A 16,987-nucleotide genomic window follows, 5' to 3' on the forward strand; every position below is an offset into this window, starting at 1 on the left:
CGGCCGGCCGGTTTGTCCGGCACCCCCTCGGAGTTCCCCCCATGGCCTTGCTGCCCATCCTCGAGTTCCCCGACCCGCGCCTGCGCACCCAGGCCGCGCAGGTCGATGCCGCCCAGGTCGTGACCCCCGAGTTCCAGGCCCTGCTCGACGACATGTTCGAGACCATGTACCAGGCCCCGGGCATCGGCCTGGCCGCCACCCAGGTCGACCGCCACCTGCGCTTCATGGTGATCGACGTGAGCGAGGGCAAGGACGCGCCGATGGTGTTCATCAATCCGGACGTGGTCTCGCGCCAGGGCGAGCGCGCCTACCAGGAAGGCTGCCTGTCGATCCCGGGGATCTATGCCGACGTGACCCGCGCCGACTCGATCGTGGTCCGCTATCTGGACCGCCAGGGCCAGGCGCAGGAGCTGGCCGCCGACGGCCTGCTGGCCACCTGCATCCAGCACGAGATCGACCACCTCGACGGCAAGCTGTTCATCGACTACCTCTCGCCGCTCAAGCGCGAGATGGTGCGCAAGAAGCTGGCCAAGGCCCGCCGGCACGCGGCCTGAGCCGCGCCCGTGCGCGCCGCGGCTGCCGCGCGCGCATCCCCTGATATCCCCGGGTCGGCTTGTGCCGACCGCCCACCCGCCGGCCCGGTGCCGGCGACCGGCCGTGGCCTGCCGGCCGATGCCGAATGCCGAGGAGCCGCTGACCCGATGAGGCCGACCCCGTGAGAATCGTGTTTGCCGGCACCCCGGAATTCGCCGTGCCGTCCTTGCGCGCCGCCGCGCAGCGCGGCGAAGTGGTGGCCGTCTACACCCAGCCCGACCGCCCCGCCGGCCGCGGCCGCGGCCTGGCCGCCTCGCCGGTGAAGCTGGAGGCCATCGCCCGCGGCATCCCGGTGCTGCAGCCGGAGACCCTGCGCCGGCGCGCCTCGCAGGACGCCCTGCGCGCGCTGGCCCCGGACCTGATGATCGTGGTCGCCTACGGCCTGATCCTGCCGCAGGCGGTGCTCGACATCCCGCGCTTCGGCTGCTGGAACGTGCACGCCTCGCTGCTGCCGCGCTGGCGCGGCGCCGCGCCGATCCAGCGCGCGATCCAGGCCGGCGATGCCGAGACCGGCGTGTGCCTGATGCAGATGGAGGCCGGCCTGGACACCGGACCGGTGCTGCTGGAGCAGCGCACGCCGATCGCCGATGCCGAAACCGGCGGCCAGTTGCACGACCGCCTGGCCGAACTGGGCGCGCAGGTGCTGGGCGACGGCCTGGGCCTGCTGCGTGCCGGCATCCGTCCGGTGCCGCGGCCGCAGCCGGAGGAAGGCGCCAGCTACGCCCACAAGCTGGACAAGGCCGAGGCCCGGCTGGACTGGAACCGGCCGGCGCAGGAACTGGCGCGCACGGTGCGCGCGTTCAATCCCTGGCCGGTGGCCGAGGCCACGGTCGCCGGCGAGCGCCTGCGCATCCACGGCGCGGTGGCCCTGCCGCTGGCGCACGACGCCGCGCCGGGCACCCTGCTGGTGGCCGGCCGCGACGGCATCGACATCGCCTGCGGCGAGGGTGCCCTGCGCCTGCGCGTGGTCCAGCGCGAAGGTGGCCGCGCGATCACCGCCGCCGACTGGCTCAATGCCCGCCGCGACCTGGCGTCCGCGCGCTGAGCCGCATCGACATGCAACCGCGCCCGCCCGCCCGCCGCCCGCGTCCGACCCGTCCCGATCGGCCCCTGGCCCCGGGCGTGGAAGTGCGCGTGCACGCCGCGCAGGTGCTCGACGCGGTGGTCCATCGCGGCCGCTCGCTGAAGTCGGAACTGGCGCCGGTGCTGCCGCGTCTGGCCGACCCGCGCGACCGCGCCCTGCTGGAGGCGATCGTGTTCGCCGCCCTGCGCGGACGCTACCGCTACGAACCGGCCCTGCGCGGCTGGCTGCAGAAGCCGCCCGGCGCCGGCGACGGCCCCTTGCTCGCCCTGCTGCTGGCCGGCTGCGCCCAGCTCGACGCCCTGCAGCTGCCGGCGCACGCGGCGCTCGACGCCACGGTCGAGGCGGCGCGCGCGTTGGGCCGGCCGCACCAGGCCGGACTGGTCAACGCCCTGCTGCGCCGGGCCCAACGCGAGGGCTTCGCCGAGGCCGATCCGGCCGCGGCCTGGCCGCAGTGGCTGCGCGGCCGGGTCGAGGCGGCCTGGCCGCGGCAGGCCGCGGCGGTGTTCGCCGCCTGCGCCCACCCGGCGCCGTTGTGGCTGCGGGTGAACCGGCGCCTTTCCACCCGCGACGCCTACCTGGTGCAGCTGCAGGAGGCGGGGATCGAGGCCGCGATCGAGCCGCGCCTGGCCGATGCCCTGTGCCTGGACATGCCGGTGCCGGTGACCGCGTTGCCGGGGTTCGAGGCGGGCGTGGTTTCGGTCCAGGACGGTTCGGCGCAGCAGGCGGTGGATGCGCTGGGGGCCGAGCCGGGGGCGCGGGTGCTCGACGCCTGCGCCGCGCCCGGTGGCAAGGCCGCGCACCTGCTCGAACGTGATCCGGCGCTGGAACTGCTGGCGCTGGACGTGGACCCGCGCCGGCTGACACGGGTCGAGGACAACCTGCGCCGCGCCGGGGTGCTCGGCGAGGACGCCGGCGGCCGGGTCCAGGTCCGCGCCGGCGACGCCACCGCGCCGGCGTTGTGGTGGGACGGCTTCACCTTCGATGCGATCCTGCTCGATGCGCCGTGCTCGGCCACCGGCGTGGTCCGCCGCCAGCCGGACATCCTGCTGCACCGCCGGCCCGAGGATGTGGATGCGCTGGTCCAGGCCCAGGCGCGCCTGCTCGACGCCTGCTGGCCTTTGCTGCGCCCGGGCGGCAGCCTGCTGTACGCCACCTGTTCGATCCTGCCGGAGGAGAACGCCGGACAGGTCGAGGCCTTCCTCGCACGCACGCCCGATGCGCAGGCCGAGCCGCTGGCCGACGCCTTCGGCCATGCCGCCGGTCCCGGTCGCCAGCGCCTGCCCGGCGAAGAGGGCATGGACGGCTTCTTCTACGCCCGCCTGCGCAAGCAGGTGTAGGACGCCAGGGCACGCGGCTCCGGGCCTCGAACAGCAGCCCGTCAACCCATCACCGCACCGCAGCACGCGCCCGCTATCATCCGCGCCCATGCCGATCACCGACCTGCGCAAGCGCGACCTCTGGCTGTTCTGGACCATGGCCCTGCTGGTGCTCGGCGCGGGCCTGGGCCTGCGCGATCCCTGGCCGGCCGACGAGCCGCGCTTCGCCCTGGTCGCCCGGCAGATGGTGGAGAGCGGCGACTGGCTGTTCCCGCACCGCGGGATCGAACTGTATTCGGACAAGCCGCCGATGCTGATGTGGCTGCAGGCCGCGTTCTACAGCCTGACCGGCAACCTGCGCGTGGCCTTCCTGCTGCCTTCGTTGCTGGCCGCGCTGGGCACCCTGTGGTGCGTGCAGGATCTCGGCCGCCGGCTGTGGACCCGCCAGGTCGGGCTGTACGCCGCCTGGGCATTGCTGTTCGCGTTCCAGTTCACCTGGCAGGCGAAGAAGGCGCAGATCGATCCGCTGGTCACCTTCTTCATCACCCTGGCCAACTACGGCCTTTTGCGCCACCTGCTGCTGGGGCCGGCCTGGCGCTGGTGGGCGCTGGGCTGGGCGGCGGCGGGCCTGGGCACGATCACCAAGGGCGTGGGCGCGCTGGCGCTGCTGATGGTGCTGCCGGCGGCGCTGGCCGCCTGGCGCGGCTGGCCGCGGGTGCGGGTGCATGCGCGCGATCCGCGCTTCTGGCTCGGGCCGCTGGCGTTCCTGGCCGCGGTGGCGGTGTGGCTGGCGCCGGTGGTGGTGGTGGCGCTGTCGCGCGACCTGCCCGAATACCGCGCCTACCTGGACGACATCCTGTTCCGGCAGACCGCCAAGCGCTATTCGCAGTCCTGGGACCACCACCAGCCGCCCTGGTACCACTTAGGGGTGATGGCGACGATGTGGATCCCACCGGCGCTGGCCCTGCCCTGGGCCCTGCCGGCCTGGTGGCGGCGGCTGCGGCGGCGCGACCCGCGCTACCTGCTGCCGCTGGCGTGGTGGGCGCTGATCGTGGTGTTCTTCTCGATTCCCGCCGGCAAGCGCGACGTCTACGTGATGCCGGCCCTGCCGATGATGTGCCTGGCGCTGGCGCCGCTGCTGCCGGGGCTGCTGCGCCGGCGCTGGGCGCGATGGCTGCTGCTGGCGCTGGCGGTGGCCGTGGCCCTGCTGTTCGCCGCCGGCGGGTTGTCGGTGCTGGAGGGCGGCGGCCGGCTGGCCTTGCGCCTGCGCGAGCAGCGCGGCCTGGATCCGGACGCGGTCCGCGCCGGCGGCTGGATGCTGCTGGCGATCGGGGTGTGGGGCCTGGGCTGCGTGCTGGCCTTCCGCCGGCGCGCGGTGGCGGCGCTGTTCGCGACCCTGGCCGGGCTGTGGGTGATCTTCAGCCTGGTCGGCTACCCGCTGGTCAACGACGCCAGTTCCGCGCGCGGGGTGATGGCCGCGGCCGGGCGCCGGATCGGTCCGGACGCCGAGCTCGGCCTGGTTGCCTGGAAGGAGCAGAACCTGCTGATGGCCGATCGCCCTGCGGCGAACTTCGGTTTCAAGCTCGGCTGGGACGAGCAGCTGCGCCGCGGCGTGGCCTGGCAGGCGCAGGCGCCGGGGACGCGCTGGCTGCTGGTCCAGGAAGAGGCGCTGGAAGCGTGCATCGACCGCGGCCGCAGCGAGATGGTGGGCATCTCCAACCGCCGCCGCTGGTGGCTGGTGCCGGCGTCGGCGGTCAGCGGGCAGTGCCTGCCGACCGCGGCCGAGCGGGCGGCGGCCGAGGCCCGCCAGGCCGAGGACCTTGACGGCTGACACGGAATGGCGACCGGCTCAGCCGCTGTTGGGGCAGGCCCGCCCACCATCTGCGCCGGCACGGGCAACTCAAGCAACCCAGGACGACGGGCAGGTGAACGGACGCGACGACACGACGGGACGGTGGCGCTGGGCGCAGGGCTGCGCCGCGGCCGCGGCCTGGTGCCTGCCGGCGCTGACCCTGACCCTCCCCAAGGGCCTGCTGCCGTTCGGCCTGCTGCTGCTGTTCTCGACCCTGCTGGTGCCGGGGCGGATGGTGGCCGGCGCGCGTACGGCCGGCTGGCATTTGCTGCTGGCCGCGGCGGCGGCGCTGTTCGCGCTGGCGGTGGCCTTCGCCTCCAGTTGGATCCTCGGCGTCGACCCGGGCGAGGGGGACAGCCGCGACCGCCTGCTGGTGCTGCCCTGGGTACTGCTATGGGCCTGGGTGCTGCGGCCGCCGCTGGCCTGGTTGTGGCGCGGCGCTTTGGCCGGCCTGGTCGCCGCGGCGCTGATCGCACTGGTCCAGGTGCTGGGCGGGGCCGAGCGCGCCGCCGGCTGGGGCAACGCGATCGTGTTCGCCGACGTGGTCCTGCTGCTGATGGTGCTGGCGGTGTTCTGCCGTCCGCCCGGCGGCGCGCGCTGGGCGGTGGCCGGGGTGGCGCTGGGGATCGTCGCGGTGGTGCTCAGCGGCACCCGCGGCACCTGGCCCGGACTGCTGGTGCTGCTGGCCCTGGCGGTGCTGGGCAGCGGCTGGAAGAGCCGCGGCCGCCGCTTCGCGGTCCTGGCGGCGGCGGTGGTCGGCGCCGCGGCGCTGGTGGTGGCGGTGCCGGGGCTGACCGAGCGCATGCGCCTGGCCGAACTGCACCAGGACATCGTCCGGATCGACCGCGGCGACCATGATTCCTCCGCCGGCGCGCGCCTGGAGCGGCTGGAGGTGGCGGCCAGCGCGTTCGTCGCCCAGCCCTGGACCGGGGTGGGCTTCGCCCATTTCGACCGGGCGATGCAGCGCCTGCCGGAGTGCCGCGGGATACCCGCGGCCGAGCGCTGCCGGCTCGGCCATGCCCACAACGATCTGGCCGAATGGGCCGCGACCATGGGCATCCCCGGCGTGCTGGCACTGGCCGGCCTGTACGGGGTGCCGCTGTGGCTGTTCCTGCGGTTGCGTCGCGAGGCCCTGGCGATCGCCGGCCGCGGCGGCTGCCTGCGCGGCCCGGCCACCGCCGGCGCGGTGCTGGTGGTGGTGTTCGCCCTGTGCGGGCTGACCCAGTCGATGTTCGCCCACCAGACCACCACCAGCGTCTACGCCGCGCTGGTGGGGCTGCTGCTGGGCCTGGCCCTGCACGAGGCGCGTACCTCGGCCAAGCGCTGAGGCGTTCCCGGACAGGCAAAGAAAAAGGCGCCGGCCCTGCGGACCGGCGCCTGAAGGCCGGCCCGCAGGCCGGCTCGGGGTATGGGATTACTGGGTGATGTCCACGTCCTTGGTCTCGCGCAGGAACAGGCCGCCGATCACCAGGGTCATCACCGCGATGCCGATCGGGTACCACAGGCCGTAGTACATGTTGCCGGTGGCGGCGACCAGGGCGAACGAGATGGTCGGCAGGAAGCCGCCGAACCAGCCGTTGCCGATGTGGTAGGGCAGCGACATCGAGGTGTAGCGGATCCGGGTCGGGAACAGCTCGACCAGGTAGGCGGCGATCGGGCCGTAGACCATGGTCACGTAGATCACCAGCAGCCACAGCAGGAACAGCGTGCCGGCCTTGTTGATCCGCGCCGGGTCGGCCTTCTCGGGATAGCCGGCCGCGGTCAGCGCGGCCTTCAGGTCGGCGGCGAACGCGGTGGACTTGGCCTTGGCATCATCCTTGGACAACCCGGCGCCCTCGTACGCGGAGACTTCGGATTCGCCGATGCGGATGGCGGCCAGCGAGCCGGAAGCGGCCGGCTGGACCTCGTACGGGATGCCGGCCTTGGCCAGCGCCGCGGCCGCGATGTCGCAGGAGTTGGTGAAGACCTTCTTGCCGATCGGGTCGAACTGGAACGAACACTTGCTCGGGTCGGCATGCACCACCGCCGGCGAGCTCTGGCGCGCCTCCTCGATCGCCGGGTTGGCGAAGTGGGTCAGGCCCTTGAAGATCGGAAAGTAGGTCACCGCGGCCAGCAGGCAGCCGGCGAGGATGATCTTCTTGCGGCCGATCTTGTCCGACAGCCAGCCGAAGAAGATGAAGAACGGCGTGGCCAGCGCCAGCGCGGCGGCGATGTACAGGTTGGCGGTGGTGCCGTCGACTTTCAGGGTCTGGGTCAGGAAGAACAGCGAGTAGAACTGGCCGCCGTACCAGACCACGGCCTGGCCGGCGGTGGCGCCGAGCAGGACCAGCAGCATCAGCTTGAGGTTGCCGCCCTTGACGCTGTCGCGGAACGGCTGCTTCGAACCCTTGCCCTCGGCCTTCATCTGCTGGAACAGCGGCGACTCGCTCAGCTGCAGGCGGATCCACACCGACACGCCCAGCAGGACGATCGAGACCAGGAACGGGATGCGCCAGCCCCAGGCCTCGAACGCCTCGGTGCCCAGCGACAGGCGGCAGCCCAGGATCACCAGCAGCGACAGGAACAGGCCGAGCGTGGCGGTGGTCTGGATGAAGCTGGTGTACAGGCCGCGCTTGCCGTTGGGCGCGTGCTCGGCCACGTAGGTCGCCGCGCCGCCGTACTCGCCACCCAGCGCCAGGCCCTGGGCCAGGCGCAGCACGATGAGGATGATCGGGGCGGCGATGCCGATGCTGGCGTAGCTGGGCAGGATGCCGACGATGAAGGTCGACAGGCCCATCAGCACGATGGTGACCAGGAAGGTGTACTTGCGGCCGATGCGGTCGCCGAGGCTGCCGAAGAACGCCGCGCCGAACGGTCGCACCGCGAAGCCGGCGGCGAACGCCAGCAGGGCGAAGATGAAGCCGGTGGTCTCGTTGACCCCGCTGAAGAACTGCTTGGCGATGATCGCGGCCAGCGACCCGTACAGGTAGAAGTCGTACCACTCGAAGACCGTGCCCAGGCTGGACGCGAAGATGACCTTCTTGTGGCCCTTGGAGAGCTCGCCCTGGGGCGAGTGGTGCAGCGTGGTTGAGCTCATTGGAATCCCCCTCCGTCAGAAGCTGTATTTGACATGCGTGTGGAAACGCTTGAGGTCGCCCTCGCGGTCGTCCTCCAGCGAGCGCTGGCCCCAGCCGATCTCCGCGCCGATGTCCAGCTTCGGGAACGGCGAGTAGATCAGGTTGGCGTGGTAGGACTGCGAGCGTTCGGTCACGCCCCAGCCCACCAGCGCCGGGTCGTTGTCGAACTGCGCGGCCGAGTACATCAGGTTGCCGCGCAGCTTCGGGCTGAAGGCGTGGCGCCAGGCGACGAAGCCGCCATAGCCGTCCAGCGCGTGCAGCTCGCCGCTGGCGTCGATCATGGTGTCGCTGCCCAGGCCGAAGGCCATGTAGCGGCCGATGCCACTGCCGTAGTTGGCCATCCAGCGGATGTCGTCGCTGGCGCCGAGGTTGAACTTGCCCGACAGGCTCACCGCCGCGCCGGACTCGGTGTTGCCGGCGGCCTTGAACTGGCGCAGCAGGGCGGCCACCGAGAAGTGGCCCCAGTTGCCCTTGGCCACGTAGCGGCCGGTCAGGTCCGGCATCACGTTGTCGCCGCTGTTGCTGCGGGCGCCGGCGGCGGCCGCGTACGGGGCGTAGGCCTGGATCGTGGTCTGCGGGTTCTCCAGCGCGAACGACCATGGCCCGCTGGTGTAGCGGATCTGGGCCTGGCGGACGAAGGTGGTGCCTTCGGTGACGCCGACGAAGTCGACCGCGTCGGGCAGGGCGGCGGTGTCCTGGAAGTTGGACCAGGTCTGGCCGGCCAGCCATTTGTTCCACTGCACGTAGGCCTGGCGCAGGGTGACGGCGTAGGTGTTGGTGGAGGTCTCGTTGCCGGCCAGGGCGTTGCTGCCGCCGCCGAAGAAGTCCATCTCCACGTAGCCCTTGAACTTGTTGCCGGTGTCGGTGACGTGGTCGGCGCTCAGCCAGAAGCGCGAGAACTGGGCGTGGAAGTCGGTGTAGGCGTCGCCGCCGTCGGCGGTCGCGCCGCCCACCGGGATGGTGCTGGGCACGTAGAACAGGCGGCCGGAGGAACCATCGGCGATGCGGCCGTCGCTGGTGTCGGTCACCATCGCGTCCATCTTGACGAAGCCGCCGAAGGAGAACGTGCCGCCGGGATTGGCCGCGGTCAGGATCGGCGTGGACTGGATCTTCGGCTTGCCGTCGGCGGCCGGCGCCGCGGCCTGGACCGACTGCACCTGGGTGACCTGTTCCTGGGTGGTGGCGATCTGGGTCTGTTGTTGCTGCTGGGTGGACACCAGCAGCTGGACCTGGCGCTCCAGCTCGGCCACCCGGGCCTCCAGCGCCTTCTCGCGCGCGGTCTGCCCGAAGGCGGCGCCCGGCGCGATCAGCGCGACCAGCAGTGCGGCGGCCAGCGGCCGGCGCACCAGTCTTGCGGGATGCATGCTCATTGCCCCTCTCTCCCTCTGCGATGAGTAGCTGCGGAATGACGGCGGCCGCGCGGAGCGGTCCAACCGGCCCGGCAGAGTTCGCATGGGGGAAGCGGAGCGCCTATACGCCATTAGTCGAAGCCGGCCGCAGGGCTGGCGGCGATGCCCGCCATTGCTCGCGCCGGCGGGCGGTTACCGGTAACCGCCGCGGCGCGTTTCGACCAAGGTCGTACGTCGCCTGTTGCAATGCGTCACGGCGGATGCGTCAAACTGTCGGCCCACCCGACGCGCCGATCGCGGCGGGCCGCCGGCATCTTTGAGGAGGGAGACGCCCATGTCCGACCTGTATCCCGTCAAGCCCGAGTTCGCCGCCAAGGCGCGGATCGGCAAGGACGATTACCAGCGCCTGTACCGCCAGTCGGTGGAGGATTCCGAGGGCTTCTGGCGCAGGGCCGCCGAGCGCCTGGACTGGTTCCGCAAGCCGACCGTGATCAAGGACGTCAGCTATCGGCTGGACGACTTCCGCATCCGCTGGTTCGCCGACGGCGAGCTCAACGCCAGCGTCAACTGCCTGGACCGGCAGCTGGCCGCGCGCGGCGACAAGACCGCGATCCTGTTCGAACCCGACAGCCCGGACGCGCCGGCGCAGAAGGTCAGCTACCGCGAGCTGTACGAGCGCGTGTGCCGGCTCGGCAACGCCTTGCGCAACCTCGGGGTGCAAAAGGGCGACCGGGTCACCATCTACCTGCCGATGATCCCCGACGCGGTGGTGGCGATGCTGGCTTGCGCCCGGATCGGCGCGGTGCACTCGGTGGTGTTCGGCGGCTTCGCCCCGAACTCGATCGCCGACCGCGTCTCCGACTGCGGCAGCAAGCTGGTGATCACCGCCGACGAGGGCCTGCGCGGCTCGAAGAAGATCCCGCTCAAGGCCAACGTCGACGCCGCGCTGAAGATGCCGGGCACCAACACGGTGGAGACCGTGCTGGTGGTGCGCCACACCGGCGGTGCGGTGGACATGCAGGCCCCGCGCGACCGCTGGTTCCACGACGTGGTCGACGGCCAGCCGTCCGAGTGCGAGCCGGAGCGGATGAACGCCGAGGACCCGCTGTTCATCCTCTACACCTCCGGCTCCACCGGCAAGCCCAAGGGCGTGCTGCACACCACCGCCGGCTACCTGCTGTTCGCCGCCTACACCCACGAGGCGGTGTTCGACCTGCGCGAGGACGACGTCTACTGGTGCACCGCCGACGTGGGCTGGGTCACCGGCCACAGCTACATCGTCTACGGCCCGCTGGCCAACGGCGCCACCTCGCTGGTGTTCGAGGGCGTGCCCAACTACCCCAGCGTCTCGCGCTTCTGGGAAGTGATCGACAAGCACCAGGTCACCATCTTCTACACCGCCCCGACCGCGATCCGCGCGCTGATGCGCGAGGGCGAGGCGCCGGTGAAGAAGACCTCGCGCAAGAGCCTGCGCCTGCTCGGCAGCGTCGGCGAGCCGATCAACCCGGAGGCCTGGCGCTGGTACTACGACACCGTCGGCGACGGCCGCTGCCCGGTGGTGGACACCTGGTGGCAGACCGAGACCGGCGGCATCCTGATCTCGCCCCTGCCCGGCGCCACCGACCTCAAGCCCGGCTCGGCCACGCTGCCGTTCTTCGGCGTGCAGCCGGCGCTGGTCGATGCCGGCGGCGAGCGCCTGGAAGGCGCGGCCGAAGGCAACCTGGTGCTGCTGGACTCGTGGCCGGGGCAGATGCGCACGGTCTACGGCGACCACCAGCGTTTCATCGACACCTACTTCCGCACCTATCCGGGCAGCTACTTCACCGGCGACGGCTGCCGCCGCGACGACGACGGCTACTACTGGATCACCGGCCGGGTGGACGACGTGATCAACGTCTCCGGCCACCGCATCGGCACCGCCGAGGTGGAGAGCGCGCTGGTGCTGCACCCGAAGGTGGCCGAGGCCGCGGTGGTCGGCTTCCCGCACGACATCAAGGGCCAGGGCATCTACGCCTACGTGACCCTGAAGGCCGGCGAAGTCCAGAGCGACGAACTGCAGAAGGAGCTGGTCGCCTGGGTGCGCCAGGAGATCGGCCCGATCGCCACCCCCGACCACCTGCAGTGGGCGCCGGGCCTGCCCAAGACCCGCTCGGGCAAGATCATGCGCCGGATCCTGCGCAAGATCGCCGAGAACGCGCCGGACCAGCTGGGCGACACCTCGACCCTGGCCGATCCGGGCGTGGTCGAGTCGCTGGTGAACGAGCGCAAGGTCCGGTAAGGGTGGCGAAGCCGCGCTGATGCCCACCACCATCCTGATCGCCGACGACCATCCGCTGTTCCGCGAAGCCCTGCGCGGCGCGGTGCAGCGGATCCTGCCGGGCACCGAGCTGCACGAGGCCGACAGCGTCGACGCCCTGTACGGCCTGGTCGAGGCGCATGCGGACGCGGACCTGCTGCTGATGGACCTGAACATGCCCGGCGCGCACGGCTTCAACGCGCTGGTGCACCTGCGCGCGCATCATCCGCAGCTGCCGGTGGTGGTGGTGTCCGCGCGCGAGGAACCGGGGGTGATGCGGCGCGCGCTGGACCACGGCGCGCTGGGCTTCATCCCCAAGTCGGCCGATTCGGACACCATCGGCACCGCCGTGGGCCTGGTCCTGGACGGCGAGCGCTGGGCGCCAGCGGCGGCGGCCTCGGCCCCGGCGATGGGCCGCGACGAGCACGAGGTCGCCCAGCGCCTGCGCGAACTCACCCCGCAGCAGTTCCGGGTTTTGCAGATGCTCGGCGAGGGCCGGCTCAACAAGCAGATCGCCTACGACCTGGGCGTGTCCGAGGCGACGATCAAGGCCCACGTGACCGCGGTGCTGCGCAAGCTGGGGGTCAACAACCGCACCCAGGCGGTGCTGATGGCCGGGCGCCTGGCGGTGGATCCGGACGGGGTGGTGGTGCCGCCGGAAGAGCCGGACTGAGCGCGGCCGCCGGTTACCGTTAACGCGCGCGCTGGAAGCGTTTCCCGCGGAAAACGGCTGAACGGAGCCTTCACGCAGCCCCTTGCGGCGGTGGTGATGCGCCGCACAATAGCGGCCTGCGGACGGCGCCGGCACCATGGGGTGCGGCCCCGCAGCCCGGAGAGCCTGTGCCCACAGTTCCCGATACCGCCGCCGGCCTGCGCCGGCCACGGCCATGAGCGCATCGTCCACGTCGTCCATCGCCGCGGACGCAGGCGCCTTCCCGGCTTCCGCCGGGCCGGTGTGGCTGCCGGCCACCGAATCGCCCTTGCCGATGCCCGGCCAGCACCTGCACCGGGGCCGCCTCGCCGCGGCCCGGCCGGCGACCTCGCCGCGCGGCATCGGCTGGCGCCGGCTGCTGGTGGTCGGCGGCACCGCGGCGCTGACCGCGGTGGCGACCCTGGGCATGCTGCAGGTGCTGCGGATCGGCGGCCTGAGCGTGCTCGACGGCGTCCTGCTGGCGCTGTTCGTGTTCCTGTTCGCCTGGATCGCGCTGTCCTCGGTCAGCGCGCTGTGCGGCTTCTTCCAGCTGCTGGCCGGTCGCGGCAACACCCTCGGGATCGACCCGCGGGCGCCGTTGCCGGTGTTGGGCGCGCGTACCGCGCTGCTGATGCCGACCTACCACGAGGACCCGGCGCGGATCATGGCCGGGCTGCAGGCGGTGTACGAGTCGGTCGCCGCCACCGGCCAGCTCGAGGCCTTCGACTTCTTCGTCCTCAGCGACAGCCGCCGGCCGGAGCTGGCGCAGGCCGAGGCCCGCGAGTTCGCCGCCCTACTCGCGCGCGTGGACGGCCACGGCCGGCTGTTCTACCGCCGCCGCAACGACAACCAAGGGCGCAAGGCCGGCAACATCGCCGAGTGGGTGCAGCGCTTCGGCGGCGCCTATCCGCAGATGCTGATCCTGGACGCCGACAGCGTGATGAGCGGCGACACCCTGGTGCGGCTGGCGTCGGCGCTGGAGCGCAACCCCGGCGTGGGCCTGATCCAGACCCTGCCGCACGTGGTCGGCGGCCAGACCCTGTTCGCGCGGATGCAGCAGTTCGGCGGCCACGTCTACGGCCCGGTGATCGCCCGCGGCGTCACCTGGTGGCACGGCAGCGAGGGCAACTACTGGGGCCACAACGCGATGCTGCGCACCCGCGCCTTCGCCGAGCATGCCGGCCTGCCGGAGCTGCCCGGGCGCAAGCCCTTCGGCGGCCACATCCTCAGCCACGACTTCGTCGAGGCGGCGCTGATGCGGCGCGGCGGCTGGGCGATCCACCTGGTGCCGGAACTGGAGGGCAGCTACGAGGAAGGCCCGCCCTCGCTCACCGACCTGCTGGTGCGCGACCGCCGCTGGTGCCAGGGCAACCTGCAGCACGCCAAGGTGGTCGGCAGCGCCGGCCTGCACTGGATCAGCCGGGTGCACATGCTGGTCGGCATCGGCCATTACTTCACCGCGCCGATGTGGGCGATGCTGATGCTGGTCGGCCTGGCGATCCCGCTGTACCACGCCGACCTGGCCTGGGACGGCTTCCGCCTGCCGGGCTTCTCGCCGCTGGCCTATTGGCGCGCGGCCGACGCCGAACGGGTGGCCTGGCTGTTCGCCGCGACCATGGGCGTGCTGTTCCTGCCCAAGGTGCTGGGCTACCTGGCGATGCTGCTCGACCCGGTCGCGCGCCGCGGCGCCGGTGGCGCCCTGCGCGCGCTGGCCGGGGTGCTGATCGAGAGCGTGCTGGCCGCGCTGATGGCGCCGATCGTGATGTACCGCCAGTCGCGCGGCGTGGCCGAGGTGCTGTCCGGGCGCGATTCGGGCTGGGAGGCGCAGCGCCGCGACGACGGCAGCGTGCCGTTCTCCAGCCTGGTGCGCAGCTATGCCGGGCTGAGCCTGTTCGGGTTGTTCATGGGCGCGCTGGCCTGGGCGGTGTCGCCGGGCCTGGCCCTGTGGATGGCGCCGGTGGTGGTGGGCATGGTCCTGGCGATCCCGACGGTGTGGATCAGCTCCAAGCGCACACCCGGGCGCTGGCTGCGCCGGCACCGGATCCTGTGCATCCCCGAGGAACTGGAGCCGCCGCCGGTGCTGCGCCGGGCCACGGAGCTGCGCGCGCAGGCGGAGTGAGGGTGCAGCCCCGTTCCTTGCCGGGCGTGCCTCGCCGGGCATGGCGTCCGCGTCGCCGCCCGGGCGGTTCCGGCCCGGCCAGCGGGCATAATGCGGCGCCCATCGCGGAGAACAGGTCCGATGCTGCTGGAATGCGTTGAACAGGAAACCGGCGCCGCGCCGCAGTGGACCGTGCTGTGGCTGCATGGCCTCGGCGCCGACGGCCACGACTTCGCCCCGATCGTGCCCGAGCTGGTGCGCCCGCACTGGCCGGCCCTGCGCTTCGTGTTCCCGCATGCGCCGGTGCGGGCGGTGACGATCAACGGCGGCGCGCGCATGCGCGCCTGGTACGACATCGTCGGCATGGACTTCGCCACCCGCGCCGAGGCGGCGGGGATCGAGGAGTCGGTGGCCCAGGTCGAGGCTTTGATCGCGCGCGAGAACGAGCGCGGCACCCCGCCTTCGCGGCTGCTGCTGGCCGGCTTCTCCCAGGGCGGGGCGATCACCCTGGCCGCGGGCCTGCGCCGGCGCGAGCCGCTGGCCGGCCTGGTCGCGCTGTCGACCTACCTGCCCGGCGGCGCGGCGGCGGCCGCGCAGCGTGATCCGAACGCGGTCGCCCAGCCGGTGTTCTTCGCCCATGGCGACGGCGACCCGGTGATCCCGGTCCAGCACGGCCAGGCCAGCGCGCAGGCGCTGGAGCGGGTCGGCTTCGAGGTCGAGTGGCACCGCTACCCGATGGCGCACCAGGTCTGCGCGCAGGAGATCGCCGACCTGGGCGACTGGCTGGAACGGCGGCTGGCGCCCTGACCGTGCGCGACCAGCGCCACGACGCGCCGTGGCTGCCGGACCTGTGCCGGCTGCCGCGCGTGGCCGCCCTGCTCGGCCTGGCCGAGCTGGTGGTGGTGGTGCTGGCCCTGGCCCCGGACGGCGCCAGCGGTTGGACCCCGATGCGGTTCTTCTCGGCCAGCGGCTTCGCCCTGTGGCTGGCGCTGGCGGTGGCGGTGCTGCTGTGCAAGCTGCGCGCGCCGATTTCGCGCCTGCCGCCGCGGCTGGGCGCGCTGGCGGCGCTGGCGCTGGCGGCGGCGGTGGCCCTGCTCGGCGCCGGCGTGGTCCACGGGCTGTACGGCGCCTTGGGGATGGCGCCGCTGGGCGTGCCGTTCTGGCGCTTCACCGCCGGCGCGGCCGCGGTGACCGCGCTGATCACCGCGCTGGCCCTGCGCTACTTCTACGTCGGCGACCGCTGGGCGGCGCAGACCGAGGCCAACGCCCGCGCCGAGGCCGACGCGCTGCAGGCGCGGATCCGCCCGCATTTCCTGTTCAACAGCATGAACCTGATCGCCAGCCTTTTGCGCCGCGACCCGATCGTGGCCGAGCGCGCGGTGCTGGACCTGTCGGACCTGTTCCGCGCAGCGCTCGGCGCCGGCGAGGGCGATTCGACCCTGGCGGCCGAGTGCGAGCTGGCCGCGCAGTACCTGTCGATCGAATCCCTGCGCCTGGGCGAGCGCCTGCAGGTGGAGTGGGACAGGCGCGAGCCCTTGCCCTGGCAGCTGCCCCTGCCGCGGCTGACCCTGCAGCCGCTGGTGGAGAACGCGATCCTGCACGGCGTCTCGCGCCTGCCCGAGGGCGGCACGGTGGCCATTGCCCTGTGGCAGGAGGACGGGCGCCTGCACTTGCGGGTGCGCAACCCGGCGCCGGCCCCGGACGATCCGCTGGCCTCGCTGCACCGCGGCGCCGGCCATGCCCAGCGCAGCATCGGCCACCGCCTGGCCTGGCGCTTCGGCCCGCAGGCCCGGGTGACGGCCGGCTGGGCGCAGGGCTACTATGCCTGCGAGGTCACGCTGCCGGTGCCGCCATGAGCCTGAAGCTGGTGATCGCGGACGACGAGCCGCTGGCGCGCGAACGCCTGCGGCTGTTGCTCGCCGACGAAACGGATGTCGAGGTGGTGGCCGAGGCCGGCGACGGCCAGCAGGTGCTGGACGCCTGCGCCGCGCAGCAGCCGCACGCGGTGCTGCTGGACATCGCCATGCCCGGGATCGACGGCCTGGAGACCGCGCGCCGCCTGGCCCGGACCACGCCGCCGACGGCGGTGGTGTTCTGCACCGCCTACGACGCGCACGCGCTGTCGGCTTTCGAGGCCGCGGCGATCGACTACCTGGTCAAGCCGGTGCGCCCGGAGCGGCTGTCGGCGGCTTTGGACCGGGTGCGCACGTTCTTCGCCGGCCGCCCGGCGCCGCAGGCGTCGTCGGCCGCGCCGCGCCGGACCCAGCTATGCGCGCGCCTGCGCGGCAGCCTGCGGGTGATCCCGCTGGACGAGGTGCGCTACCTGCAGGCCGAGGAGAAGTACGTGGTGGTGCACCACGTCCGCGGCGAGGACCTGATCGAGGAGTCGCTGAAGTCGCTGGAGGACGAGTTCGGCGACCGCTTCGTGCGCATCCACCGCAACTGCCTGGTCGCGCGCCAGGAACTGGTGGAGCTGCGCCGCGGCGGCGACGGCCACGTCCAGGCGATCCTGCGCCACGGCGGCCCGCCGCTGGAAGTGAGCCGGCGCTGCGTGCCGCAGCTGCGGCAGACGCTGCGGCATCTCTGATCCG

Annotated in this window: 12 protein-coding genes and 1 pseudogene; 11 read left to right on the forward strand and 2 right to left on the reverse strand. The window is 72.6% G+C overall.

The window, feature by feature from the left end; all coding sequences use genetic code 11:
- The first annotated feature begins 41 nt into the window (after positions 1-41).
- From def to CSC62_RS02325, 5 genes are all read left to right on the forward strand, one after another.
- The gene (gene def, locus CSC62_RS02305) at positions 42-554 is read left to right on the forward strand and encodes a peptide deformylase (RefSeq protein WP_162404544.1); all 513 of its coding nucleotides are present in this window, start codon (positions 42-44) and stop codon (positions 552-554) included.
- Positions 555-715: 161 nt separating this feature from the next.
- Positions 716-1,639: a methionyl-tRNA formyltransferase gene (fmt, locus tag CSC62_RS02310; protein ID WP_162404545.1), complete on the forward strand. Its 924-nt coding sequence runs from the start codon at positions 716-718 to the stop codon at positions 1,637-1,639.
- A gap of 11 nt (positions 1,640-1,650) precedes the next feature.
- Positions 1,651-3,015: a 16S rRNA (cytosine(967)-C(5))-methyltransferase RsmB gene (gene rsmB / locus CSC62_RS02315; RefSeq protein ID WP_162404546.1), complete on the forward strand. Its 1,365-nt coding sequence runs from the start codon at positions 1,651-1,653 to the stop codon at positions 3,013-3,015.
- A gap of 88 nt (positions 3,016-3,103) precedes the next feature.
- Positions 3,104-4,825, forward strand: a complete 1,722-nt coding sequence (locus CSC62_RS02320; protein ID WP_162404547.1) for an ArnT family glycosyltransferase — start codon at positions 3,104-3,106, stop codon at positions 4,823-4,825.
- 94 nt (positions 4,826-4,919) lie between these two features.
- The gene (locus tag CSC62_RS02325; protein ID WP_162404548.1) at positions 4,920-6,173 is read left to right on the forward strand and encodes an O-antigen ligase family protein; all 1,254 of its coding nucleotides are present in this window, start codon (positions 4,920-4,922) and stop codon (positions 6,171-6,173) included.
- 87 nt (positions 6,174-6,260) lie between these two features.
- Here the strand turns inward: CSC62_RS02325 and CSC62_RS02330 are convergent, their stop codons facing one another.
- Together CSC62_RS02330 and CSC62_RS02335 are read right to left on the reverse strand one after the other, a co-directional pair.
- On the reverse strand, positions 6,261-7,922 hold the full coding sequence (locus CSC62_RS02330; RefSeq protein ID WP_162404549.1) for an MFS transporter: 1,662 nt from the start codon (positions 7,920-7,922) through the stop codon (positions 6,261-6,263).
- 15 nt (positions 7,923-7,937) lie between these two features.
- Positions 7,938-9,332: a DcaP family trimeric outer membrane transporter gene (locus tag CSC62_RS02335; RefSeq protein ID WP_162404550.1), complete on the reverse strand. Its 1,395-nt coding sequence runs from the start codon at positions 9,330-9,332 to the stop codon at positions 7,938-7,940.
- A 313-nt stretch (positions 9,333-9,645) separates the two neighbouring features.
- Between CSC62_RS02335 and acs the strand changes: the two genes are divergently transcribed.
- From acs to CSC62_RS02365, 6 genes and pseudogenes are all read left to right on the forward strand, one after another.
- Entirely contained in the window at positions 9,646-11,589 is a 1,944-nt protein-coding gene (gene acs / locus CSC62_RS02340; protein ID WP_162404551.1) for an acetate--CoA ligase, read from the forward strand.
- A gap of 19 nt (positions 11,590-11,608) precedes the next feature.
- A complete protein-coding gene (locus CSC62_RS02345) occupies positions 11,609-12,280 on the forward strand; it encodes a response regulator transcription factor (protein WP_162404552.1) in 672 nt (223 codons plus the stop codon).
- A 214-nt stretch (positions 12,281-12,494) separates the two neighbouring features.
- Positions 12,495-14,417, forward strand: coding sequence for a glucans biosynthesis glucosyltransferase MdoH (gene mdoH, locus CSC62_RS02350; protein WP_162404553.1), 1,923 nt, complete (start codon positions 12,495-12,497; stop codon positions 14,415-14,417).
- 120 nt (positions 14,418-14,537) lie between these two features.
- Positions 14,538-15,203, forward strand: coding sequence for an alpha/beta hydrolase (locus CSC62_RS02355; protein WP_162404554.1), 666 nt, complete (start codon positions 14,538-14,540; stop codon positions 15,201-15,203).
- 1 nt (position 15,204) lies between these two features.
- Positions 15,205-16,252 (forward strand): annotated as a pseudogene (locus CSC62_RS02360) (sensor histidine kinase); the annotation flags it as partial.
- A complete protein-coding gene (locus CSC62_RS02365; protein ID WP_211368912.1) occupies positions 16,249-16,983 on the forward strand; it encodes a LytR/AlgR family response regulator transcription factor in 735 nt (244 codons plus the stop codon). The pseudogene CSC62_RS02360 and the gene CSC62_RS02365, both read left to right, overlap by 4 nt.
- Positions 16,984-16,987: the final 4 nt, after the last annotated feature.

Origin of the sequence: Pseudoxanthomonas jiangsuensis (assembly GCF_010093185.1) — a bacterium.
In the GTDB taxonomy this organism is placed as follows: Bacteria; Pseudomonadota; Gammaproteobacteria; order Xanthomonadales; family Xanthomonadaceae; genus Pseudoxanthomonas; species Pseudoxanthomonas jiangsuensis.